Annotated in this window: 21 protein-coding genes; 5 read left to right on the forward strand and 16 right to left on the reverse strand. The window is 70.6% G+C overall.

Annotation, left to right across the window (positions count from 1 at the left end; all coding sequences use genetic code 11):
- The first annotated feature begins 44 nt into the window (after positions 1-44).
- Positions 45-1,256: a GNAT family N-acetyltransferase gene (locus N5D62_RS07095; protein WP_279756959.1), complete on the forward strand. Its 1,212-nt coding sequence runs from the start codon at positions 45-47 to the stop codon at positions 1,254-1,256.
- Positions 1,257-1,274: 18 nt separating this feature from the next.
- Here the strand turns inward: N5D62_RS07095 and N5D62_RS07100 are convergent, their stop codons facing one another.
- From N5D62_RS07100 to N5D62_RS07120, 5 genes are all read right to left on the reverse strand, one after another.
- Entirely contained in the window at positions 1,275-2,333 is a 1,059-nt protein-coding gene (locus N5D62_RS07100) for a hypothetical protein (protein ID WP_279756960.1), read from the reverse strand.
- A 162-nt stretch (positions 2,334-2,495) separates the two neighbouring features.
- Entirely contained in the window at positions 2,496-3,740 is a 1,245-nt protein-coding gene (locus tag N5D62_RS07105; RefSeq protein WP_279756961.1) for a glycosyltransferase, read from the reverse strand.
- Between the two features lie 238 nt (positions 3,741-3,978).
- Positions 3,979-4,518, reverse strand: a complete 540-nt coding sequence (ppa, locus tag N5D62_RS07110; RefSeq protein WP_279756962.1) for an inorganic diphosphatase — start codon at positions 4,516-4,518, stop codon at positions 3,979-3,981.
- A gap of 115 nt (positions 4,519-4,633) precedes the next feature.
- Positions 4,634-5,587, reverse strand: coding sequence for a 2-hydroxyacid dehydrogenase (locus N5D62_RS07115; protein ID WP_279756963.1), 954 nt, complete (start codon positions 5,585-5,587; stop codon positions 4,634-4,636).
- 11 nt (positions 5,588-5,598) lie between these two features.
- Positions 5,599-6,576: a tripartite tricarboxylate transporter substrate binding protein gene (locus N5D62_RS07120; protein ID WP_279756964.1), complete on the reverse strand. Its 978-nt coding sequence runs from the start codon at positions 6,574-6,576 to the stop codon at positions 5,599-5,601.
- Positions 6,577-6,813: 237 nt separating this feature from the next.
- On the opposite strand from N5D62_RS07120, the gene N5D62_RS07125 reads away from it, so the two are divergent.
- Positions 6,814-8,064: a citrate synthase family protein gene (locus N5D62_RS07125; RefSeq protein ID WP_279756966.1), complete on the forward strand. Its 1,251-nt coding sequence runs from the start codon at positions 6,814-6,816 to the stop codon at positions 8,062-8,064.
- Positions 8,065-8,307: 243 nt separating this feature from the next.
- A complete protein-coding gene (locus tag N5D62_RS07130; RefSeq protein WP_279756967.1) occupies positions 8,308-10,512 on the forward strand; it encodes a sodium-translocating pyrophosphatase in 2,205 nt (734 codons plus the stop codon).
- A gap of 60 nt (positions 10,513-10,572) precedes the next feature.
- Here the strand turns inward: N5D62_RS07130 and paaZ are convergent, their stop codons facing one another.
- From paaZ to N5D62_RS07185, 11 genes are all read right to left on the reverse strand, one after another.
- On the reverse strand, positions 10,573-12,624 hold the full coding sequence (gene paaZ / locus N5D62_RS07135) for a phenylacetic acid degradation bifunctional protein PaaZ (RefSeq protein ID WP_279756968.1): 2,052 nt from the start codon (positions 12,622-12,624) through the stop codon (positions 10,573-10,575).
- A gap of 71 nt (positions 12,625-12,695) precedes the next feature.
- Positions 12,696-13,853, reverse strand: a complete 1,158-nt coding sequence (locus tag N5D62_RS07140; RefSeq protein ID WP_279756969.1) for an ABC transporter substrate-binding protein — start codon at positions 13,851-13,853, stop codon at positions 12,696-12,698.
- 117 nt (positions 13,854-13,970) lie between these two features.
- Positions 13,971-14,612, reverse strand: a complete 642-nt coding sequence (locus tag N5D62_RS07145) for a TetR/AcrR family transcriptional regulator (RefSeq protein WP_279756970.1) — start codon at positions 14,610-14,612, stop codon at positions 13,971-13,973.
- Between the two features lie 20 nt (positions 14,613-14,632).
- Positions 14,633-15,712 (reverse strand): 1,2-phenylacetyl-CoA epoxidase subunit PaaE, encoded by a 1,080-nt coding sequence (gene paaE, locus N5D62_RS07150; protein WP_279756971.1) that lies wholly within the window; start codon positions 15,710-15,712, stop codon positions 14,633-14,635.
- 31 nt (positions 15,713-15,743) lie between these two features.
- On the reverse strand, positions 15,744-16,340 hold the full coding sequence (gene paaD, locus N5D62_RS07155; protein ID WP_279756972.1) for a 1,2-phenylacetyl-CoA epoxidase subunit PaaD: 597 nt from the start codon (positions 16,338-16,340) through the stop codon (positions 15,744-15,746).
- Positions 16,341-16,404: 64 nt separating this feature from the next.
- A complete protein-coding gene (paaC, locus tag N5D62_RS07160) occupies positions 16,405-17,190 on the reverse strand; it encodes a 1,2-phenylacetyl-CoA epoxidase subunit PaaC (RefSeq protein WP_279756973.1) in 786 nt (261 codons plus the stop codon).
- Between the two features lie 10 nt (positions 17,191-17,200).
- On the reverse strand, positions 17,201-17,506 hold the full coding sequence (gene paaB, locus N5D62_RS07165) for a 1,2-phenylacetyl-CoA epoxidase subunit PaaB (protein WP_279756974.1): 306 nt from the start codon (positions 17,504-17,506) through the stop codon (positions 17,201-17,203).
- A 47-nt stretch (positions 17,507-17,553) separates the two neighbouring features.
- Entirely contained in the window at positions 17,554-18,555 is a 1,002-nt protein-coding gene (gene paaA / locus N5D62_RS07170) for a 1,2-phenylacetyl-CoA epoxidase subunit PaaA (RefSeq protein WP_279756975.1), read from the reverse strand.
- Positions 18,556-18,566: 11 nt separating this feature from the next.
- Entirely contained in the window at positions 18,567-19,874 is a 1,308-nt protein-coding gene (gene paaK, locus N5D62_RS07175; protein WP_279756976.1) for a phenylacetate--CoA ligase PaaK, read from the reverse strand.
- A gap of 31 nt (positions 19,875-19,905) precedes the next feature.
- Positions 19,906-20,361 (reverse strand): hydroxyphenylacetyl-CoA thioesterase PaaI, encoded by a 456-nt coding sequence (paaI, locus tag N5D62_RS07180; protein ID WP_279756977.1) that lies wholly within the window; start codon positions 20,359-20,361, stop codon positions 19,906-19,908.
- On the reverse strand, positions 20,361-21,233 hold the full coding sequence (locus N5D62_RS07185; protein WP_279756978.1) for an enoyl-CoA hydratase-related protein: 873 nt from the start codon (positions 21,231-21,233) through the stop codon (positions 20,361-20,363). Before N5D62_RS07185 ends, paaI begins: the two co-directional genes overlap by 1 nt.
- A gap of 150 nt (positions 21,234-21,383) precedes the next feature.
- Here N5D62_RS07185 and N5D62_RS07190 point away from each other — a divergent pair, with 150 nt between their 5' ends.
- Positions 21,384-21,998: a phenylacetic acid degradation protein PaaY gene (locus N5D62_RS07190; protein WP_279756979.1), complete on the forward strand. Its 615-nt coding sequence runs from the start codon at positions 21,384-21,386 to the stop codon at positions 21,996-21,998.
- Positions 21,999-22,022: 24 nt separating this feature from the next.
- Entirely contained in the window at positions 22,023-22,250 is a 228-nt protein-coding gene (locus tag N5D62_RS07195; protein ID WP_279756981.1) for a hypothetical protein, read from the forward strand.
- Positions 22,251-22,346 lie beyond the last annotated feature (96 nt).

A 22,346-nucleotide genomic window follows, 5' to 3' on the forward strand; every position in this document is an offset into this window, starting at 1 on the left:
CACCAAAGCGCGGGCTTTGAGCTTGCCCCTAAGATTTGCCGCGCATGACCGCCACCCCCTCCTCCCCGCCCGATCCCGTGCCCGCCGACGCGCACGCGCCGCAGCCGCTGATCCGCGTCGACGACGATCCCGCCGCGCTGCCGCGCGATCAATGGAACGCGTTGCTGGCCGCCTCGCCGCTGCCCTCGCCGTTCATGAAGCTCGAGTACCTGCAGGCGATGCAGGCCTCGGGGTCCGCCGTCGCGAAGAAGGGCTGGCAGGCGCAGTTCCTCAGCGTCTGGGAAGGCGACACGCTGATCGCCGCCTGCCCGGCCTACCTGAAGGGGCACTCCTACGGCGAGTACGTGTTCGACTGGGCCTGGGCCGATGCCTACGAGCGCCACGGCCTCGCGTACTACCCCAAGCTGCTGGTCGCGGTGCCCTTCACGCCGGTGCCCGGCAGCCGGCTGCTGGCGCGCGACGACGAGGCGCGCGCGTGGCTGGTGAAGGCGCTGCAGGCGCTCACGACCCGGTCCGAGCTGTCGTCGGTGCACGTGCTCTTCGGCGACGCGCGGGACCAGCGCGCGCTGACCGGCGACGGCTGGCTGGCACGGCAACAGGTGCAGTTCCACTGGACCGGCGACGGCGAGCCGCGCTCGTTCGCCGACTACCTCGCGACGCTGCAGCGCGAGAAGCGCAAGAAGATCCAGCAGGAGCGGCGCAAGGTCGCCGAGGCCGGCATCCGCTTCGAGGCGCTGCGCGGCGACGCGATCACGGGCGAGGACTGGGACTTCTTCCACGAGTGCTACACGCGGACCTACCTCGCGCACCGCAACAAGCCCTACCTGACGCGCGACTTCTTCGCGCGCATGGCCGCGGACATGGCCGATCACTGGCTGATGTTCATCGCGCGCGATGAGCAGGGGGATCGCGTGGCGGCGTCGCTGGTGGCGATCGACGAATCGCAGCGCGCCGCCTACGGGCGCTACTGGGGCGCGACGCGCTACATCCCCAACCTGCATTTCGACGCCTGCTACTACCAGCCGCTGGCCTGGTGCCTGGAGAACGGCTGGCGCCGCTTCGAAGGCGGCGCGCAGGGCGAGCACAAGATGGCGCGCGGCCTGATGCCGGTGGCGACGCACTCGGCGCACTGGCTCGCGCATCCGCAGTTCCGCGAGGCGGTCGCCGATTTCCTCCAGCGCGAAGGTCAGGCGATGGACGAGTACATCGACGAGCTGGAACGGCACCGGCCATTCAAGGCGCCGCGCCCCGAATGAGCCGCCTCGCGCAGGGCCTCAGGCCCGCCCGCGCTCCTCGAGCGCCAGCGACGCGAAGGCCAGCAGCGACGCCACGTCCTCCTTCCTGCTGAACGCTTCTGGATCGCGTTGCATGCGCACCTGCATGCACACCGTCTCCACGAGGTCGGCCAACTCGGACCGACTCCGACCGCCGCGGTCGATGTGTCGTTGAATCTCCCAGGCCGCGCCGTACACCGCGGAGCGCCGATCGCCGTCGGGGCTCATGAAGGCCACGGTCCGGTTGCCGGCGAGGTCCTGCCCGCGCAGGTGGCGGCAGGCCGCGAGCAGCGCGCCCGGCGAGATCGCCCGGTCGTAGGCGCACGGGATCCGCAGCCAGGCCAGGTCCTGGGCGATGGCGCCGGCTTCGCGGCGTGTGGCGTCCTCCCACGGGTCGGCCGCGAACGGTCGGCCCTTGGCATCGAACCGGTGCGGCTGCATCACCATCGAAACCGCGCGGGACCGCGCCTCCGGCCCCAAAGCCGTCTCCTTCTTTTCCTCCACGTGGCCGCCGCCGACGCCCTTCCCCTTGAAGGTCACCGTGTGGTCCTTGAACGCCGTCGGTGCGGTGCTGCGCATGCAGTGGTTGAGCTGCCTCGCCTCCTCGGGAAGGCCGAGATCGACCACCACGGCGACCTGATGCTCGGCGCAGGCCGCCGCCCAGGCGATCGAGTCCTTCACGCGCGGGGAAGCCATCGCGAGGCTTCGGCCGCCGGGCGCCGAGTCCCTCGACAGCCACGACGCATGCAGTTGATCCGGGGTTGTCGCGGCTGCCTTGTCCGACACCTCGAGGCGGGTCGCGGCCGGTAGCGGACGGTCGGGCGCGGCGCTGCCGGCGAGCCGCTGGGTCGTGGACCCAGGTGGCAACTGCTGAAGCGCCTGGTCCAACCCGGAGCGGATCGCGTCCGCCTGCTTCAGCGAGGCCGACCAGAGGCCGACATGGGCGCCGCGGAGATCGGCAGGCGGGCGAAGCGCGGCGGCGCCAGGGGACGGCGTGGACTTCGCGGTCGAGCCGAAGGAGAAGGGCAGCGCGTGGAACAAGCGGGAGATCGGGTTCATGGATGACGGGCGGTTCGTTGAACGAGCCCATCAGTTGTCATCCGCTCACCCGGGCGCTCGCGGCCGCGGCGCCAACTTGTTCGAATCGAGGTTGTTCGCGGTCGACGTCAGGCCTGCGCCAGATCGACATCGCGCGAACCTGGCACCGGCCTCACTCCGCCATCAGGTCGAGGTCGACGTCGCCAGCCGCGGCTGGCCCTGCACCGCCACGCCGGCGTGCTCGCGGAACAGCTTGGCCAGGCGGGCAGCCGCGTCGTCGATGTCGTGACGCGCCAGCACGCGCACGCGGGCGGCCTCGCCCTTGCGCTGCAGCTCGGCGTCGTCGCAGCGCAGGCACTCGAGCATCGCCTGCGCCAGCGGCGCCGGATCGCCGGCCGGCACCAGCCAGCCGTTCTCGGGCCGGACCAGCTCGGGGATCGCCGCGATCGCGGTGCTGATCACCGGGCGGCTCAGCGCCATCGACTCCATCACCACCACCGGCAGGCCTTCCGCGAAGCTCGACACCACCAGCGCGCGCGAGGCCAGCATCTCCTCGCGCACCTGGTCGCTGCTGATCCAGCCGGTGATGCGCACGCGGTCGCGCAGGCGCAGCGCGTCGATGCGGGCCTCGACCGGCTCGCGCAACTCGCCGTCGCCGGCCAGCACCAGCTCGAAGTCGACGCCCTGGGCCGCGACCAGCGCCGCGGCCTCCAGCATCAGCAGGTGGCCCTTCTGCTCGCACAGCCGGCCCACGGCCAGCAGGCGGCGGCCGGTCGCCGGCGCGGCATGGGTCTCGTGGAAGGCGGGTTCGACGCCGCAGGGCACGATGGGGATCTTGGGCCAGTGCGCGTGGTCGACCCAGCGGTAGATCTGGCTGCGGCAGAACGACGAGATCGCGACGACGAAGCGCGAGCGCCGGATCTTCTCGCCCAGGTGCAGCATCTCGGGCCGGTCGAATTCCTCCGAGCCGTGGCAGGTGAAGCTGTAGCCGGGACCGCCGAGCGCCTCGATCAGCAGTGCCACCTCGGTCGCGTTGGTGCCGAAGTGCGCATGCACGTGGGTCACGCCCTCGGCGCGCAGCAGCGGCACCGCCAGGCAGGCCTCGGCCAGGTAGATGAAGTGGACCGGCAGCGGCCGGTCGGCGCGTCGGCCCAGCTTGATCGTCAGCGCCAGCGCCGACAGGAACTTCGCCGGCGAACTCAGCGCCTGGCGGACCATCGCCTTGAGCAGCGGACCCACGCCGCCGCGCAGCAGGTAGTGGGTGCGGGTCTTCTCGTCCTGGTCGGTCGGGTCGGGCGCGGCGTCGTCCCACCCCCGCACCGCCAGCCGCATCACGTCGATGCCGAGTTTTTCCACCGCGAGGATCTCGCGGCGGATGAAGGTGTGGCTGACCTTGGGATAGTGGTTGAGCAGGTAGGCGACTTTCACGTGACGAAACTTCCGTAGGGGTGAACCCGCCCATTTTGGTGCCGCGCGCACCAACGGCACAACGCCCCTCCCCAAAGCGGGGACAGTCCAGATGTAACGCACCGTGATGGCATCCGCCTTGCCGGGCGGAAACCCTTGCAGTCGGAAACGTCGGAAACGAAAAAGCGCCCCGAGGGGCGCTTGGTGGTCGGCCCTTGGCGGGCCGGGGCTCGCCGCTGGGGCGGGCCCGCCGGGGCGATCAGGCCTGCTGCGACTTCGCGTAATTGGCCATGCCGTCGGTGATCTCCTTCTTGGCGGCTTCCGGGCCTTCCCAGCCCTTGACCTTCACCCACTTGCCGGCCTCGAGGTCCTTGTAGTGCTCGAAGAAGTGCTGGATCGCCTTCAAGCGCATCTGGTTGATGTCCTCGGGCTTGGTCCAGTGCTCGTAGATCGGCAGGATCTTGGTCGTCGGCACGGCCAGCAGCTTGGCGTCGCCGCCGGCTTCGTCGTCCATCTGCAGCACGCCGATGGCGCGGCAGGTCACCACCACGCCGGGGGTCAGCGGGAACGGCGTGATCACCAGCACGTCCACCGGGTCGCCGTCGTCGGCCAGCGTCTGCGGGACGTAGCCGTAGTTGCACGGGTAATGCATCGCCGTCGTCATGAAGCGGTCGACGAACAGCGCGCCGCTTTCCTTGTCGACCTCGTACTTGATCGGGTCGGCGTTCATCGGGATCTCGATGACGACGTTGAACTGCTCGGGCGCCTTCGCGCCGGGGGTGACTTTGTGCAGGCTCATGGTGGTGGACAGCGGTGAATACGGGGGAATCCGGGCCGGGACCCGGAAAGACCGAGATTCTAGAGGCTCGCCTGAACCGGCCCTGACGCCCTCCCCCGCGGCGCGGGATTCATCGTCACGTCGTCAGGCTGTGCGCGGGGCGCTCGCCGGCCAGCGCCTGCGCCAGGCTGTCCAGCACCATCTCGCCCATCGCGGCGCGGGTCTCCTCGGTCGCGCTGGCGCGGTGCGCCTGCAGCACCACATGGTCCATGTCCAGCAGCGCCGGCGGGACATGCGGCTCGTCGGCGAAGACATCCAGCCCCGCGCCGGCGATGCGCCGTTCCTGCAGCGCCTTCACCAGGTCCGCCTCCTTCACCAGCCGGCCGCGCGCGACGTTGACCAGGAAGCCGCGCGGCCCCAGCGCCTCCAGCACCGGCATGTCGATCAGGTCGCGGGCCTGGTCCGCGGCGGCGCAGACGATCAGCGCGTCGCTGTCGCGGGCGAGCTGGACCAGGTCGGCCTCGAAAGCCCAGGGCACGCCGGGGATCGCCTTCAGGTCGGTGTAGCGCACCGGGCAGCCGAAGGCGCCGAGGCGCTCCGCCACCGCGCGACCCACGCGCCCCAGCCCGACGATGCCCACGCGCATGCCGCTGACGCGGCGCGCCAGCGGGATCGCGCCGGGCTGCGGGAACTTGGGCCACAGGCCGCCGCGCACGAAGCGGTCGACCGAGGCCAGCTGGCGGCAGGTGGCCAGCAGCAGGCCCAGCGCCATGTCGGCCACGTCCTCGGTCAGCGCGCCGAAGGTGCCGGTCACCGGCAGCCCGCGCTCGCGGGCGTAGGCGAGGTCCACCGCGTCGGTGCCGACGCCGTTCACCGCGACGACCTCGAGCGCCGGGAGCCGCTCCATCACCGAGCGGGAGATCCCCGTGTGCCCGCCGGTGATCACGCCGCGCATCGCCGCGCCGTGAACCGCCAGGTAGGCGTCGGGGTCCGCCTGCTCGTACAGGCGGTGCATCGTGTAGCGCTCGTCCAGCCGCGCGTTGATCGACGGCACGAGGATGGGGTTCAGTTGGAGGATGTGCGGTTTCATCGGGTGCTCTCTCATTCCGGCTGGATGCCCGCCGTCTTGATGACGGCGCCCCAGCGTTGGTACTCGGCGGCCTGGAACGCGGCCAGCTCGGCCGGCGTCGAGGTGAAGGGCTCCATGCCGTTCTGCTCGACGAAGCGCTTGACCGGCTCCGCGGTCATGGCCTTGCGCATCAGCGCGTTGATCCTGTCCACCACCGCCGCCGGCGTGCCGGCCGGGGCGTAGACGGCGTTCCAGTAACTGATCTCGTAGCCGGGCAGCCCGGCCTCGGCGATCGTCGGCAGGTCCGGCACCAGCGGCGAGCGCGCCGGGCTGCTGACGCCCAGCGCCTTGAGCTTGCCGGCCTTGACCTGCGGCAGGCTGGTCGTGAGGTCGACGATCATCAGGTCGACCTGCCCGCCGACCAGGTCCACCATCGCCTGCGGATTGGCCTTGTACGGGACGTAGGTCAGCTGCGTGCGCGTCATCTGCTGGAACAGCTCGGCCGCGACGCGCGCCGAGGAACTGCCGGCGCCGAAGGTCAGTTGCTGCTTCTTCGCGATCGCGCTGAGCTCGGTGACGTTGCGCGCGGCGATGCGGGGATTCGTGACCAGCAGCAGGTAGCCCTTGACGAGCGCGCCGACCGGCGCGAAGTCCTTCACCGGGTCGTAGGCCAGCTTGCGGAACAGGTGCGGGTTGGCGGCCTGCGTCGTGTTGGTCGTCATGAACAGCGTGTAGCCGTCGGCCGCGGCCCGCGCCACGGACTGCGCGGCGATGCCGCCGCTGGCGCCGGCCTTGTTGTCGACGATCACCGGCACCTTGGTCGCGGCGGTGATCTCGGTGCCGATGGCGCGGGCCAGGCCGTCGGTCGTGCTGCCGGGGCTGGAGCCGACGACGATCGTGATCGGCCGCGACGGGTAGGCGGCCGGCGCGCCCTGCGCGAAGGCGCCGAGGGACACGAGGCAGGCGGAACTCAGCAACGACAGCGCGGCGGCGCGGCGGATGGGATTCATGCGGTTGTCTCCGAGGGTGGACGGTGGCGCGGCGTCGCGGGACTCTGTCGGCCCTCGTCGATGTCGCGTGAGCTCATGCTGGCAGCGGCGCCATGACCGGTCAATATTGATCGTCAAGATCAACCGTCCTCGATGGATACGATGATTGCTGGCATCCGGCCTCGATGTGATCGACGTGGACGGGTGTCATGTTGACGACTACATTGACGACTCCAACCCCGACGAAAGCTCCCTCGGATGGCGACCTGGATGACCCTGGACGAAGCGCGCGCGGTACTCGGCGTGCGCGCGCAGACGATCTACGCGTACGTGAGCCGCGGGCGCATCGGCGTCGGCCCCAATCCGCAGGACTCGCGCCGCAGCCTGTACCGCGCGGAGGACGTGAACGCGCTGCGGCGTCGCAAGGAAACGGGACGCACGCGGGAGACGCTCGCGGCGACGACGCTGTTCGGCGCGGAGCCCAGCGTGCCGACCTCGATCTCGACCTTCGCCGGCGGGCGGCCGTTCTATCGCGGCGTCGATGTCGTCGAACTCGCCGCGACCGCGACGCTGGAGGACACCGCGCGGCTGCTGTGGGACGCCGCCGAGACGCCGCGCCTGGCCCGTCCCGCGATCACGGCGATCACGGCGTCCGCGGCGAACGCCGCAGGCACGCCGGCCGCCGCGCCGTTGGCCCTTGTCGCGACACTCCCGGCCGGACGCGCGCGCGCCTTCGCGGAGCTGGCGGCGCTCGCGGCGACCGGCCACTCGACGCGCGGCCGCGTCGCCCGCGTGCTGGTGGAGGAAGCGTCGGCGCTCGTGGGCCGGCTGGCCGGCGCATTCGGCGCCGCCGACGACGACGGCTCGCCGCTGCACGAGCGCCTGGCGCGCGGCTGGGGCCAGTCGCGCGCGGTGGCCACGCTGCTGCGCAAGACGCTGGTGCTTGGCGCGGACCATGAGATCACCGCGTCCGCGTTCTCGGCGCGCATCACGGCGTCGACCGGCGCGTCGCTGCCGGCCTGCCTGCTGGCGGGACTGGCGACCTTCTCCGGCCCGCTGCACGGCGACGCGACCGGCCGCGTGCGCACGCTGTTCGACGAGGTCGAGCGCGACGGCGCCGACGCGGTCGTGGACCGCTACCTGTCGGCGGCGATGCCGATCCCCGGCTTCGGCCACCACATCTATCCCGACGGCGATCCGCGCGCCGCGGCGCTGCTGGCGGACTTCAAGCCGCCGGCGGCGATCGCGCGGCTGATCGAGCGCGTGGTCGCGCTGACCGGCCTGCCGCCGTCCATGGACGTGGCGCTCGCCGCGCTGGTCGCCCGTTACCGGCTGCCGGCCGACGCGGGCTTCGCCGTCTTCGCGATCGCGCGCAGCGTCGGCCTGCTGGCGCATGCGATGGAGCAGCTCGACGTGGATTCGGTGATCCGGCCGCGCGGCCGCTACACCGGGCCGAGCGCCGCGCAGGCGCCGGATCCGCGCCGGGCGCGGCGGATGAAGAACGCGTAAAGGCTGCCGCCGGGGCAGGCGCCATGCCCGGGGCCAGTTCTTGCCCCTCCCTCTCGCGGCGCCCCGCAACGCCTGACACCCGCCTTGCAAAGCCTTCGAATCCGCTGGTAAACGCTCATGCCGTGCGATAGGCACGGCCTTAGCATCGCCCGACGGACTGTTGCTGTTGCGTGCGCGCAGGCCCGGCGCCCGCTGGATGGAACGTCTTCACAGGATGGCGAATCAGCGAGAGGAGACACACACATGTCGACGAGTTTGGCGCTGTACTTCGCGCTGGCCTGCGGGCTGGCGGCGGTGCTCTACGGCTTTATCCAACGCAGCTGGATCCTGAGCCAGGATGCCGGCAACCCCCGCATGCAGGAGATCGCCGGCGCGATCCAGCAAGGCGCCGCGGCCTACCTGGCCCGGCAGTACCGCACCATCGCGATCGCCGGCGTCGCGCTGGCCATCCTGATCGCCGTGTTCCTGACCTGGCAGACCGCGCTGGGCTTCGTCGTCGGCGCGGTGCTGTCCGGCGCCTGCGGCTTCATCGGCATGAACGTCTCGGTGCGCGCCAACGTGCGCACCGCGCAGGCTGCCACGCAAGGCATGGCCCCGGCGCTCAATGTCGCCTTCAAGGGCGGCGCCATCACCGGCATGCTGGTGGTCGGACTCGGGCTGCTGGGCGTCGGGCTGTTCTTCATGTGGATCAGCCAGAACGGCACCCATGCCGACAGCGAGACCCTCAAGCCGCTGCTGGGCCTGGCCTTCGGCTCGTCGCTGATCTCGATCTTCGCGCGGCTGGGCGGCGGGATCTTCACCAAGGGGGCCGACGTCGGCGCCGACCTGGTGGGCAAGGTCGAGGCCGGCATCCCCGAGGACGACCCGCGCAACCCGGCGGTGATCGCCGACAACGTCGGCGACAACGTCGGCGACTGCGCCGGCATGGCCGCCGACCTGTTCGAGACCTACGCCGTCACGCTGATCGCGACGATGGCGCTGGGCGCGCTGACCTTCGGCGGCATGTCGATCGCGGCGCTGGTGTACCCGCTGGTGCTCGGCGGCGCGTCGATCATCGCGTCCATCATCGGCTGCGGCTTCGTCAAGGCCAGCCCCGGCATGAAGAACGTGATGCCGGCGCTGTACAAGGGCCTGGTCGTCGCCGGCGTGCTGTCGGCGATCGCCTTCTGGTTCATCACCCGCGCGCTGTTCCCGCAGGACCTGACGCTGCCCGGCGGCCAGACGATCGGCGCCAACGCGCTGTTCTTCTCCTGCCTGGTCGGCCTGCTGCTGACCGCGGCGATGGTCTGGATCACCGAGTACTACACCGGCACCGACTACAAGCCGGTGCAGCACGTGGCGCAGGCCTCGACCACCGGCCACGGCACCAACATCATCGCGGGCCTGGGCGTGTCGATGCGCTCGACGGCCTGGCCGGTGCTGTTCGTCTGCGTCGCGATCCTGGTCGCGTTCAAGCTCGCGGGGCTGTACGGCATCGCGATCGCGGCCACGGCGATGCTCAGCATGGCCGGCATCGTCGTGGCGCTGGACGCCTACGGGCCGATCACCGACAACGCGGGCGGCATCGCCGAGATGGCCGACCTGCCCGAGTCGGTGCGCGACATCACCGATCCGCTGGACGCCGTCGGCAACACGACCAAGGCGGTGACCAAGGGCTACGCGATCGGCTCGGCCGGCCTGGCCGCGCTGGTGCTGTTCGCCGACTACACCCACGCGCTGGAATCGCGCGGGCTGCAGGTCAGCTTCGACCTGAGCAACCACATGGTCATCGTCGGGCTGTTCATCGGCGGGCTGATCCCCTACCTGTTCGGCGCGATGGCGATGGAGGCGGTGGGCCGCGCCGCGGGCTCGGTGGTCGAGGAGGTGCGCCGCCAGTTCCGCGACATCAAGGGGATCATGGAAGGCACCGGCAAGCCCGAGTACGGCCGCGCGGTGGACATGCTGACCGCCGCGGCGATCAAGGAAATGATCGTGCCGTCGCTGCTGCCGGTGATCGTGCCGATCGTCGTGGGCCTGGCGCTCGGCCCGGCCGCGCTGGGCGGGCTGCTGATGGGCACGATCGTCACCGGGCTGTTCGTCGCGATCTCGATGTGCACCGGCGGCGGCGCCTGGGACAACGCCAAGAAGTACATCGAGGACGGCCACCACGGCGGCAAGGGCAGCGATGCCCACAAGGCCGCGGTCACCGGCGACACCGTCGGCGATCCCTACAAGGACACGGCCGGCCCGGCGGTCAACCCGCTGATCAAGATCATCAACATCGTGGCGCTGCTGATCGTGCCGCTGCTGCCGGCCGTGGGCGTCAGCGGCCCGGCCGCCGGGGCGCATGTGCCGCCGGCGCTCACCGCGCCGGCGCCCTCGCCCGAGGTCGTGCCGGCCTCGTCGGCGGGCGTGCCGGACGCGGTCGCCAGCGGCCCGATGGAGGCCGCGAGCGCCGCGTCGCAGTGACCCGTCAGTTCGTCGACCGCGGCCCGAAGGGGCCCGCGGTCGATCCGCTCCGAAGGCCGCTCACGCGGCCTTTTTCGCGACCAGGGTCAGGATGTCGTAGCTGGCCACCAGCTCGCCGCGCTGGTTGGTGACCTGGACGTCCCAGGCCACGACGCCTTGCGGCGGCTGGTCGGGACGGTTGCCGCGGTCGATGCGGCGCTTGCAGGTCAGGCGCGCCTGGATGGTGTCGCCGATGGCCACCGGATTGACGAAGCGCAGCGTGTCCAGCCCGTAGTTGGCCAGCACCGGGCCCGGCGCCGGCGACACGAACAGGCCGGCGGCGGCCGACAGCACGAAGTAGCCATGCGCGATGCGCTGCCCGAACTGGGTGTCCTTGGCCGCGACCTCGTCGAAGTGCATGTAGAAGAAGTCGCCGCTGATGCCGCCGAAGTTGACGATGTCCGCTTCCGACACGGTGCGGCGATGGGTCAGCAGCGAGTCGCCGACCTGGATCTCCTCGAAGTGCTTGCGGAACGGATGGATGGCGTCCTCGGTGACCTTGCCGCCGCGCACGTACTCGCCGGTGATCGCGGTGAGCATCGTCGGCGAGCCCTGCACCGCGCAGCGCTGCAGGTAGTGCTTGACGGCGCGGATGCCGCCGAGCTCCTCGCCGCCGCCCGCGCGGCCCGGGCCGCCGTGCTTGAGCATCGGCAGCGGCGAGCCGTGGCCGGTCGACTCGCCGGCCGCGTCGCGGTCCAGCACCAGCAGCCGGCCGTGGAAGGCGGCCGCGTGATAGACGGCCTCGGCGGCCAGCGCCGGCGTCTTCGTGATCACCGAGCCCACCAGGCTGCCGCGGCCCTTGGCGGCCAGCGCCAGCGCCTGGTCGAAGTCGTCGTAGGTCATCAGCGTCGACACCGGGCCGAAGGCCTCGACGTTGTGGACCGCCTCGTTGCGCATCGCGTCGCGGCACAGCAGCAGCGTCGGCGCGAAGAAGGCGCCGTCGCCGACGCCCTCGCCCACCGGCGCGAAGCCGTCGCGCTCGCCGTAGACGACCTCGTTGCCCTGGGCGAGCTGGGCCAGCCGCTCGGCCACGTCGGCCTGCTGCGCCTTGGAGGCCAGCGCGCCCATGCGCACGCCCTCGACGGCCGGGTCGCCGATCTTGATCTTCGCGAGCCGCTCGCGCAGCGCCGCGGCGACCGCGTCGACCTGCGCCGCCGGCACGATCGCGCGCCGGATGGCCGTGCACTTCTGGCCGGCCTTGGCGCTCATCTCGCGCATCACTTCCTTGACGAAGAGATCGAATTCCGGATCGCCGGGCACCACGTCCGGCGCCAGGATCGCGCAGTTCAGGCTGTCGGCCTCGGCGTTGAACGGCACCGAGCGGCGGATCAGGTTCGGGTTCACGCGCAGCTGGGCGGCGGTGTCGGCCGAGCCGGTGAAGGTGACGACGTCGGTCTCCTCCAGGCGGTCGAGCAGGTCGCCGGAACCGCCGATGACCAGCTGCAGCGCGCCGGGCGGCAGCAGGCCGGACTCGTCGATCATGCGGGCGCAGGCCTCGGCGACGTAGCTGGTCGCGGTGGCCGGCTTGACGATGCAGGGCATGCCGGCGAGGAAGCTCGGTGCGAACTTCTCGAGCATCCCCCACATCGGGAAGTTGAACGCGTTGATGTGCACGGCGACGCCGCGCTTGGGCACCAGCACGTGGGTGCCCATGAACTGGCCGGCCTTGCCCAGCGCCTGGGCGGGGCCTTCATGGACGATGTTGCTGGAGGGCAGTTCGCGACGGCCCATCGAGGCGTAGGCGAACAGCGTGCCGAAGCCGCCCTCGATGTCGATCCACGAATCGGGCCGGGTCGCGCCGGTGTGGGCGGAGACGGCGTAGAGCGCTTCCTTGCGTTCCTGCAGGTAGGTCGCGAGCGCCTTGAGGATGGCGGCGCGCTGCTGGAAGTCGAGCGCCAGCATCGCGGGCAGCGCCTGGCGGCGGGCGAAGGCGAGGCTCTCGGCGAAGTCGAGTTCCTCCGCATGGGTCTGCGCCACCAGCCGTCCGTTGATGGCGCTGTGCAGGCCGCGCGCGGCGGTGGAGCCGATCCAGCGGCCGGCGATGAGGCTTTGAAGGACAGGAGTGGCGCTCATGGGATGTCTCTTTCGAACTTCTGAAATGAACGAGGGCGGGACTGGCGTGTCCCGCCCTCGGGATCAAAGACTCAAGGCTGGAATTTCCAAGTGCCGCCTTCGATCTTGACCATGACGCGGGCGCGTTGATCCAGGCCGAGGTGGTCGTTGGGCGACATCGTGAACACGCCGTGCGCGGCGGGCAGTTCCTTCACGCCCTCGAGCGCGTCGCGCAGCGCCGCGCGGAACTGCGGCGTGCCCGGCTGGGCCTTCTTGATCGCGTTGGGGATCGCCGCCTGCAGCAGCAGGCCCGCGTCCCAGGCGTGGCCACCGAAGGTCGACACGCTGCCCTTGCCGTAGGCCTTCTCGTACTCGCTCACGTAGGCCTGCGCGCTCTTCTTGGCCGGATGGTCCGCCGGCAGCTGGTCCACGACCAGCACCGGGCCCGAGGGCAGGAAGGTGCCCTCGACGTCCTTGCCGCCCACGCGCAGGAAGTCGTTGTTGGCCACGCCATGCGTCTGGTAGTACTTGCCGGCGTAGCCGCGCTCCTTGAGCGTCTTCTGCGGCAGCGCCGCCGGCGTGCCGCTGCCGCCCACCAGCACCGCGTCGGGCTTGGCCGCCATGATCTTGAGCACCTGGCCGGTCACCGACGTGTCGGTGCGGTTGTAGCGCTCGTTGGCGACGATGCTCAGGCCCTTGCTGGCGGCGACCTTGTTGAACTCGCCGTACCAGCCCTCGCCGTACGCGTCGGCGAAGCCGATGTAGGCCACCGTCTTCACGCCCTGCGCCTGCATGTGGCTGGCGATGGCCAGCGCCATCATGATGTCGTTCTGCGGCGTCTTGAAGACCCACTTCTTCTTGGCGTCCATCGGCTCGACGATGCGCGCCGACGCCGCCATCGAGATCATCGGCACCTGCGCCTCCGACACCGCGTCGATCATCGCCAGCGAGTTCGGCGTCACCGTGGACCCGACGACCACGTCGACCTTGTGCTCGGTGATCAGCTTGCGGGTGTTGGCCACCGCCGTCGTGGTGTCGGACGCGTCGTCCAGCACGATGTAGTTGACCTTCTGGCCGGCGATCGTCTTGGGCATCAGCGCGAAGGTGTTCTTCTCCGGGATGCCCAGCGACGCGGCCGGCCCCGTGGCCGAGACCGTCACGCCCACGTTGATGTCGGCGCGGGCGGCGCCGCCCAGGCCCATCAGCGCGGCGCCGGCCACGGCCAGCAGGGTCTTCTCGATGCGTTTCATGTTGTCTCCTTGGGAATGTGTTTTCAGGAACGCAAGGTCAAAAGGGGGACTGCCACTGCTCGAACGATGTCGGCGTCCGATCCCGATCGCCGACGGCGATGCTCCCCCGCGAAACCTTCATGAGGCTTGCGGGAGCGGGTGCTGCGGGGCGGGCTGGGTCAGCTCGGTGCGCACCGCGCCGAGGCCGCCGAAGAACAGGTCCGCCACCATCGGCGCGACGGCCTCGTAGGTCAACGCGCCGTCGGGCCGCATCCAGGTGAAGGTCCAGTTGATCATGCCGAACAGCAGCATGGTCAGCGGCTTGTGCAGGTGGGCGCCGCGCAGCTCCGGCCGCACCGCGGCCACCGCGTCGGCGAAGCGCCCCACCACCTGGCGCTCGACGGCCACCATCCGCTCGCGGTGCTCCTCGTCGAGGAACTTCAGGTCCTCGGTCAGCACGCGGTGCTCGTGCTGCGCCTCGCCGTAGGTCTGCACGAAGCGGTGGATCAGCCCGCGCAGGTGCTCCTGCGGCGCCAGGCGCTGCGCGCTGACCTCGTCGACCAGGTCGACCAGGTGCTGCAGGTGGTTCTGGCAGATCTGCGCCAGCAGCTCATGCTTGTCGCGGACGTAGTGGTAGAGCGTGGGCTTGCTGACCGCGCAGGCCTCGGCGACCTGGTTCATCGAGGTCGCCGGGTAACCCTGGTTGGCGAACAGGCGGGCCGCCTGCGCGAGGATCTCCTCGCGGGTGGCATCGAATCCTGGAGCTCGACCTCGGGCCATGAATCTCTTTTCCTTGTGAATCAGCGTTCGTCGAAGGAGATCACGACGCGCGGCGTCAGGGCGTGCGCCTGGCAGCTGAGGATGAATCCGGCCGCGACCTCGTGTTTCTCGAGGGCGAAATTCTTATCCATCCGGACCTCGCCCTCGATCAGCTTGCAGCGGCAGGTCGAGCACACGCCCGACTTGCAGGAGAACGGCACGTCCATGCCGGCCCGCGCCGCGGCGTCGAGCAGGCTGGGATCGCTCTTGCGGAACTCGATCTCGCGCGACACGCCGTCGCGGATCACCACCACCTTGGCGGCCTCCGCGTCCTCGTCGTGGATCTCGTGCGGCGCCGGGCGGCCGGCCTGCATCTCCGGCGTGCCGAAGCGCTCGACGTGGATGCGCTCCTCGGGCACGCCGGCGGCGAGCAAGGCCGCCTCGGCCTGCTCGTTCATCTCGAACGGGCCGCAGACGAAGACCTGGTCGATGCCGGCCGCCGGCACCGGGCCGGCCAGGAAGGCGTCCAGCTTGGCCTGGTCCAGCCGGCCCGCCATCAGCGGCGCGTCGACATGCTCGCGCGAGAACACGTGGTGCAGCGTCAGCCGCGTCATGTGGCGGTTCTTCAGGTCCTCGAGCTCTTCCTTGAACATCGTCGACGCCGGCCGGCGGTTGCCGTAGATCAGCGTGAAGCGGCTCATCGGTTCGCGCGCCAGCACCGTCTTCATGATCGACAGGATCGGCGTGATGCCCGAGCCGGCCGCGATGCCGACGTAGTGCCGGGCCGAGGCCGGGTCCAGCGGCACGTGGAAGCGGCCCTGCGGCGGGAAGACCTGGACCTCGTCGCCAGTCTTGAGCTCGCGGTGGACCCAGGTGGAGAAGGCGCCGCCGTCGACCTGGCGCACGCCCACGCGCAGCTCGCCGTCGTCGACGCCGGCGCAGATCGAGTACGAGCGGCGCAGGTCCTGGCCGCCGACGTCGGAGCGCAGCGTCAGGTACTGGCCCTGGGTGAAGCGGAAGGTGTCGCGCAGCGCCTCGGGCACGTCGAAGCACAGCACGACGGCGTCGTCGGTGTCCTGGTGCTTGGCGCGCAGGCGCAGCGGGTGGAAGTGCAGGCTCATGGCGATGGCTCGGGAAGGTCGGCGCCGATGCTCAGATCGGCTTGAAGTGTTCGAAGGGCTCGCGGCAGGCGAGGCAGCGGTACAGCGACTTGCAGGCGGTCGAGCCGAAGGCGGACAGCTGCTCGGTGTGCGCGCTGCCGCAGCGCGGGCAGGCGATGGCCTCGCGGCGGCGGACGATGCGGATCGGCACGCCCTGCCCCGCCTCGACCGGTCCGGGCGGCGCGATGCCGTAGCGGCGCAGCTTCTCGCGGCCTTCGTCGGTGATCCAGTCGGTGGTCCAGGCGGGCGCGCGCCGCATCGTCACGGTGACGGTGCCGAAGCGCGCCAGCGCGTCGCGCACCGACTGCTCGATCGCCTCGGTCGCGGGGCAGCCGGAGTAGGTCGGCGTCAGCACGACCTCCAGGCCGTCGGCGCTCTCCAGCAGGTCGCGCACGATGCCGAGCTCCACCAGCGACACCGCCGGCACCTCGGGATCGAGCACCTGCGACAGCACCTCCCACGCCGCGGACAGACGTCCGCAGCCGAGATCGCTGCCCGCGTCCGAGGGGACCGCGCGCGGACCGGCCGGGGCCCCCGGGGCCGACAGCGGTGACGCGAGCGTGGCCAGCCAGTCCAGGTGTGAGGGCATTGGCGAGGGCATTGGCGAGGGCGTGGGCGAGGGCGTGGGCGCGGCGCTCATGCGCATGCTCCGTTCACCACACCCCGCCGGGGTAGGCGCGCTGCAGCGACTGCATCGTCGACAGCAGGTGGCCCATGTGCTCGCTGTGGACGCCGCGCACGCCGGTGTAGACATGCGGCGTGTCCTTGGGACGCGCCAGGCGCGCCTCGGCCAGCACCTCGTCCATCGCCGCGTCCCACTCGGGCTTGAGCGAGGCCCAGGCCGGGCCCAGGCCGCTGGCGTCGGCCGCGGCGTCGACCGCGTCGGAAGTGAACAGCTCGTTGACGTAGGGCCACAGCTGCGCGAGCGCCGCCGTCATCCGCCGCGCCGACTCATCGGTGCCGTCGCCCAGGCGCACGACCCACTCGGCCGCGTGCTGCTGGTGGTAGCGGACTTCCTTGACCGCCTTGGCGGCGATGGCGGCCACCTCGGCGTCGCTGGAGGCCTGCAGCCGCGTCCACATCGGCAGCAGCCAGCAGGCGGCGATCAGGTTGCGGGCCTGCGTGAACGCGAAGTCGCCGCGCGGCAGCTCCATCAGCACCGGGTTCAGGTAGTGGCGTTCCTCGCGCAGGTAGGCGAGCTGGTCCTCGTCGAGCGGCGCGCCGCCCGCGGCCGCGCCGAGCTGGCCAGCGCGCGTCAGCAGCGCGCGCGACTGGCCCAGCAGGTCCAGCGCGATGTTGCCCAGCGCGAGGTCCTCTTCCAGGATCGGCGAATGGCCGATCCATTCCGAGATCCGGTGCGACAGCACCAGGCAGGCGTCGCCGACGCGCAGCAGGTACTGCGCGTCCGCGCGGGCACTGGGTTGGACGGAGGCGGTCATCGTCCGGTCCTCACATGTGGTCGAGCTGCTCGGGCAGCTCGTAGAAGGTCGGGTGACGGTAGACCTTGTCCTCCATCGGGTCGAAGTACATCGACTTCTCGCCCGGGTCGGACGCGACGATCGCCGACGACGGCACGACCCAGATGCTCACGCCTTCCTGGCGCCGGGTGTAGACGTCGCGCGCCATCTGGACCGCCATCGCGGCGTCGGGCGCGTGCAGGCTGCCGCAATGCTTGTGGTCCAGGCCCGCCTTGTTGCGGACGAAGACTTCCCACAGGGGCCATTCGTTGGCGCCGGTCGTTTGATTGATGCTCATGGTGCGTGTGCGTGGAACGTGTCGGGGGGCGCGCCGGACGGCCGCGCTCAGGCGGCCTTGGCCTCGGTGGCGCGCTTGCGGGCGTGGGCGAGCGCCGCGTCGCGGACCCAGGCGCCCTCCTCCCAGGCGCGCACGCGCGTCTCCAGGCGCTCGGTGTTGCAGGGGCCGTTGCCGCCGACGACGCGCCAGAACTCGGTCCAGTCGATCGGGCCGAAGTCGTGGTGATCGCGTTCGGCGTTCCACTTCAGGTCGGGGTCGGGCAGCGTGACGCCGAGGATCTCGGCCTGCGGCACGGTCGCGTCGACGAATTTCTGGCGCAGCTCGTCGTTGGTCAGCCGCTTGATGCCCCAGCGCATCGACTGCTCGGAGTTCGGCGAGTCCTTGTCGGCCGGCCCGAACATCATCAGCGACGGCCACCACCAGCGGTTCACCGCGTCCTGGACCATCGCCTTCTGCGCCTCGGTGCCCTCGCGCATCATGACCAGCAGGCTCTCGTAGCCCTGGCGCTGGTGGAAGGACTCCTCGCGGCAGATGCGGATCATCGCGCGGGCGTACGGCCCGTAGGAGCAGCGGCACAGCGGCACCTGGTTCATGATCGCCGCGCCGTCGACCAGCCAGCCCACCACGCCGATGTCGGCCCAGGTCAGCGTCGGGTAGTTGAAGATCGAGCTGTACTTGGCCTTGCCGGTGTGCAGCGCGTCCAGCATCTGGTCGCGGCTGGTGCCCAGCGTCTCCGCCGCCGAGTACAGGTACAGCCCGTGGCCGCCCTCGTCCTGCACCTTGGCCAGCAGGATCGCCTTGCGCTTGAGCGTGGGCGCGCGCGTGATCCAGTTGCCCTCGGGCAGCATGCCGACGATCTCGGAATGCGCGTGCTGGCTGATCTGGCGCACCAACGTCTTGCGGTAGTGCTCCGGCATCCAGTCCTTGGCCTCGATGAAGTCGCCGGCGTCGATGCGGGCGTCGAAGGCGGCGTTGCGCTGCTGTTCCTCGGCGGTCTGCAGCTTGGCGGCCTGGTCCTGCGGACCGACGCTCATGGCTTGCGTGTACATGGAGGCTCTCCTCAGGGGGTCTTGGGTCGTTGGTCGACGACGCGGCGCGCCTTGCCGACCAAGGTGCGTTCGATCGAATCGGGCGCGCCCACGGTCACCCGGGTGGACACGCCGATCAGCGTCTTGATGCGGTGCTGCAGCGACTTCGCCGCCGCCTGCGCGTCGCCGCCGGCGGCCGACATCTCGCAGCGCACCTCGACCGCGTCGAGGTGGCCGTCGCGGCTGACGACGATCTGGTACTGGCCCGACAGCCCGGGCTCGGCGAGCACCAGTTCCTCGATCTGCGTCGGGAACAGGTTGACGCCGCGGATGATCAGCATGTCGTCGCTGCGGCCGACGATCTTGCCCATGCGGCGCATGCTGCGCGCGGTCGGCGCCAGCAGCCGCGTCAGGTCGCGGGTGCGGTAGCGGATCACCGGCAGCGCTTCCTTGCTCAGCGAGGTGAAGACGAGCTCGCCCTCCGAGCCCTCGGGCAGCACCTCGCCGGTCTCGGGGTCGATGATCTCGGGATAGAAGTGGTCCTCCCAGATCACCGGGCCGTCCTTGGTCTCGATGCACTCGGAGGCGACGCCCGGGCCCATCACCTCGGACAGGCCGTAGATGTCGACGGCGTCGATGCCGGCCTTGAGCTCGATCTCGCGGCGCATCGCCTCGGTCCAGGGCTCGGCGCCGAAGACGCCGGTCTTGAGCGAGGACGCGCGCGGGTCCAGGCCCTGGCGCAGGAACTCCTCGACGATCACCTGCATGTAGCTCGGCGTGACCATGATCACGTCGGGCTTGAAGTCCTGGATCAGCTGGACCTGCTTCTCGGTCTGTCCGCCCGACATCGGGATCACCGTGCAGCCGAGCCGCTCGGCGCCGTAATGCGCGCCCAGCCCGCCGGTGAACAGGCCGTAGCCGTAGGCGATGTGGACGATGTCGCCCTGGCGCGTGCCGGCCGCGCGCAGCGAACGGGCGACCAGGTCGGCCCAGGTGTCGATGTCCTTGCGCGTGTAGCCCACCACGGTCGGCTTGCCGGTCGTGCCCGAGGACGCATGCACCCGCACCACCTGGTCGCGCGGCACGGCGAACAGGCCGAACGGATAGTTGTCGCGCAGGTCCTTCTTGGTCGTGAACGGGAACAGGCGCAGGTCGGACAGGTCCTTCAGGTCGTCGGGATGCACGCCCTTGGCGTCGAACGCGGCCTTGTAGTGCGGCACGTTCTCGTAGGCGTGCTTCAGCGTCCACTTCAGGCGCTGCAGCTGCAGCGCGCGCAGCTCGTCCTGGCTGGCGCGCTCGATGGGCTCGAGGTCCTCGGGCCGGAAGGTCTTCACCGTCATGGGTCGTGTCTCCTTGTCGTCCGGGACGGGCTCAGCGCCCGGCGGCCAGCTCGGGCACCACGGGCTTGCCCTTGATGCGGTAGGACCGGCCCCGGAAGACCGCGATCAATTCGTCGCGCTGGTTGGTGATGCGGATGTCGTAGACGCCGGTGCGGCCGGCCAGCGCGGTCTCGTCGGCGCGCGCCGTCAGCACGTCGCCCAGCCGGGACGGCGCGACGATGTCGATCGCGAAGCCCGAGGCCACCGTCACCTCGTTGTGCGAGTTGCAGGCGAAGGCGAAGCAGGAGTCGGCCAGCGTCGTCACGAAGCCGCCGTGGCAGATGTCGAAGCCGTTGAGCATGTCCTCGCGCACCGTCATCGACAGCGTCGCGCTGCCGGGGCCGATCGCGTCGATGCGCATGCCCAGGCCGCGCGAGGCGCGGTCGTTGGCGAACATGGTGTCGCGGACGGCTTCCGCGACGCGCTGGGGATCGAGGGCCTCGCTCATCAGCGGTCCTTGAACACCGGCGCGCGCTTGGACAGGAAGGCCGCGGCGCCCTCGAGGTAATCGTGCGCGTAGCCGAGCTGGCTCTGCAGCTTGGCCTCGAGCTTGAGCGCGTCCTCGAACTCCAGGTCCATCGACGCGTCGATCGCCTGGCGCGTGTGCACCAGCGCCGCGGTGGGCAGCTTGGCGAGCTTCTGCGCGAGCTGCATCGCCTCGCTCTGCAGCTCGGCGTCGGCGACGCAGCGCGCGATCAGGCCCCAGGCCTGCGCGTCGGCCGCGCTCAGCTTGTCGCCCAGCAGCGCCAGCTGCAGCGCCCGCGCGCGGCCGACCAGCCGCGTCAGCAGCCAGGTGCCGCCGCAGTCGGGCACCAGCCCGATGCGCGAGAACGCCTGGATGAAGGAGGCCGACTGCCCCGCCAGCACCAGGTCGCAGCCCAGCGCGAAGTTGGCGCCGGCGCCGGCGGCCACGCCGTTGACCGCGCACACGGTGGGCACCGGCATGCTGCGCAGGCGCAGCGCCAGCGGGATGTAGTAATGGTCCAGCAGGTTGCCGATGTCCTTGGCCTTGGGCTTGCGGTGGGGGTCGACCGCGCCGGTGGTCTCGTCGAACTCGGGCTTGATGTGGGGATCGGACAGGTCCTGCCCGGCGCAGAACGCGCGCCCGGCGCCGGTGATGAGCACCGCCCGGACCGACTCGTCCTTCGCCGCGTCGTCCAGCGCGATGCGCAGCTGGCTCAGCAACCCGGTCGTGAAGGCGTTCAGCGCCTGCGGCCGGTTCAGCGTCAGGACGCGGACGGCGCCTTCGCTGCCGATCAGCAGCGGGCTGTCGCCGGCGGGCGTGTCGGAGGACGCGGGGGTCGTGGGGGCGGTGCTCATTCGGCTTGTCTCCTCGGCCGTCGATGGATTCAGCTTTTCAGCTTCTATTGATCGGCTTCTATTTACCGACCGGTCGGTAGATACTACGAGCCATCGGCTGACAAAACAAGGTGGGAAACCTAGGGTTACCACCTAACTGGAGAGGATTCCATGCCTTGCTATGCCATCGACGGCCTGTCACCGGTCGTCCATCCCAGCGCCCACGTGCACCCGACGGCGGTGCTGATCGGCGACGTCATCGTCGGACCGGGCTGCTACGTCGGCCCCTGCGCGTCGCTGCGCGGCGACTTCGGCCGGATCCGGCTGATGGCAGGCTCCAACGTGCAGGACACCTGCGTGATCCACGGCTTTCCGGACTCGGACACGGTGGTCGAGGAGAACGGCCATGTCGGCCATGGCGCGGTGCTGCATGGCTGCGTCGTGCGGCATGACGCGCTGGTCGGCATGAACGCGGTGGTGATGGACGAGGCGGAGGTGGGCGCGTACAGCATCGTCGCGGCCTGCGCGTTCGTGCGGGCGGGGCTGAAGCTGCCGGAGAAGTCGCTGGTCGCGGGACTGCCGGCCAAGGTCGTGCGCCCGCTGACCGAGGACGAGATCCGCTGGAAGCGCGCCGGGACCGAGACCTACCAGGCGCTGACCCGGCGCTGCCAGGCCAGCCTGGTCGAGGTGCAGCCGCTGGCCGAGGAAGAGGCGGACCGCCCTCGCCTGAAGACCGGCGAGGTGGAGCCGTTGATCGCGGTCAAGCGTCAGGCGGAGACCGGCTGATTCAGGTCGGCCTGGCGCCGAGCGATGGTCAATATCGGCCAGCGATCGCTGTCACTGCTGAACGCGGTGCGCCAGTACGCCGGCCCGAACCGCAATCCGCGCGACGGCGCGATGCTCTGGGCCATCCAGAAGAGCGCCTCCGGCCGCTGCGGCGCGGCGCCGGTCGCCTCGCCGGGCATGCTCGGCCAGGAGGTGTCGCGCCAGTTCTCGCTGTCCGAGGACAGCCAGCTGACCGCGCCCGAGTACCAGTGAGCCCGCGCCCCGGTTGATGGCGATCAAGCGATGTTCGCCGGACAACCACTTGATGTCAGCGGCACCCACTTCGATGGGCCATCACCGGGGCCACAC

It is taken from the genome of Mitsuaria sp. GD03876, from assembly GCF_029840635.1.
In the GTDB taxonomy this organism is placed as follows: Bacteria; Pseudomonadota; Gammaproteobacteria; order Burkholderiales; family Burkholderiaceae_C; genus Roseateles.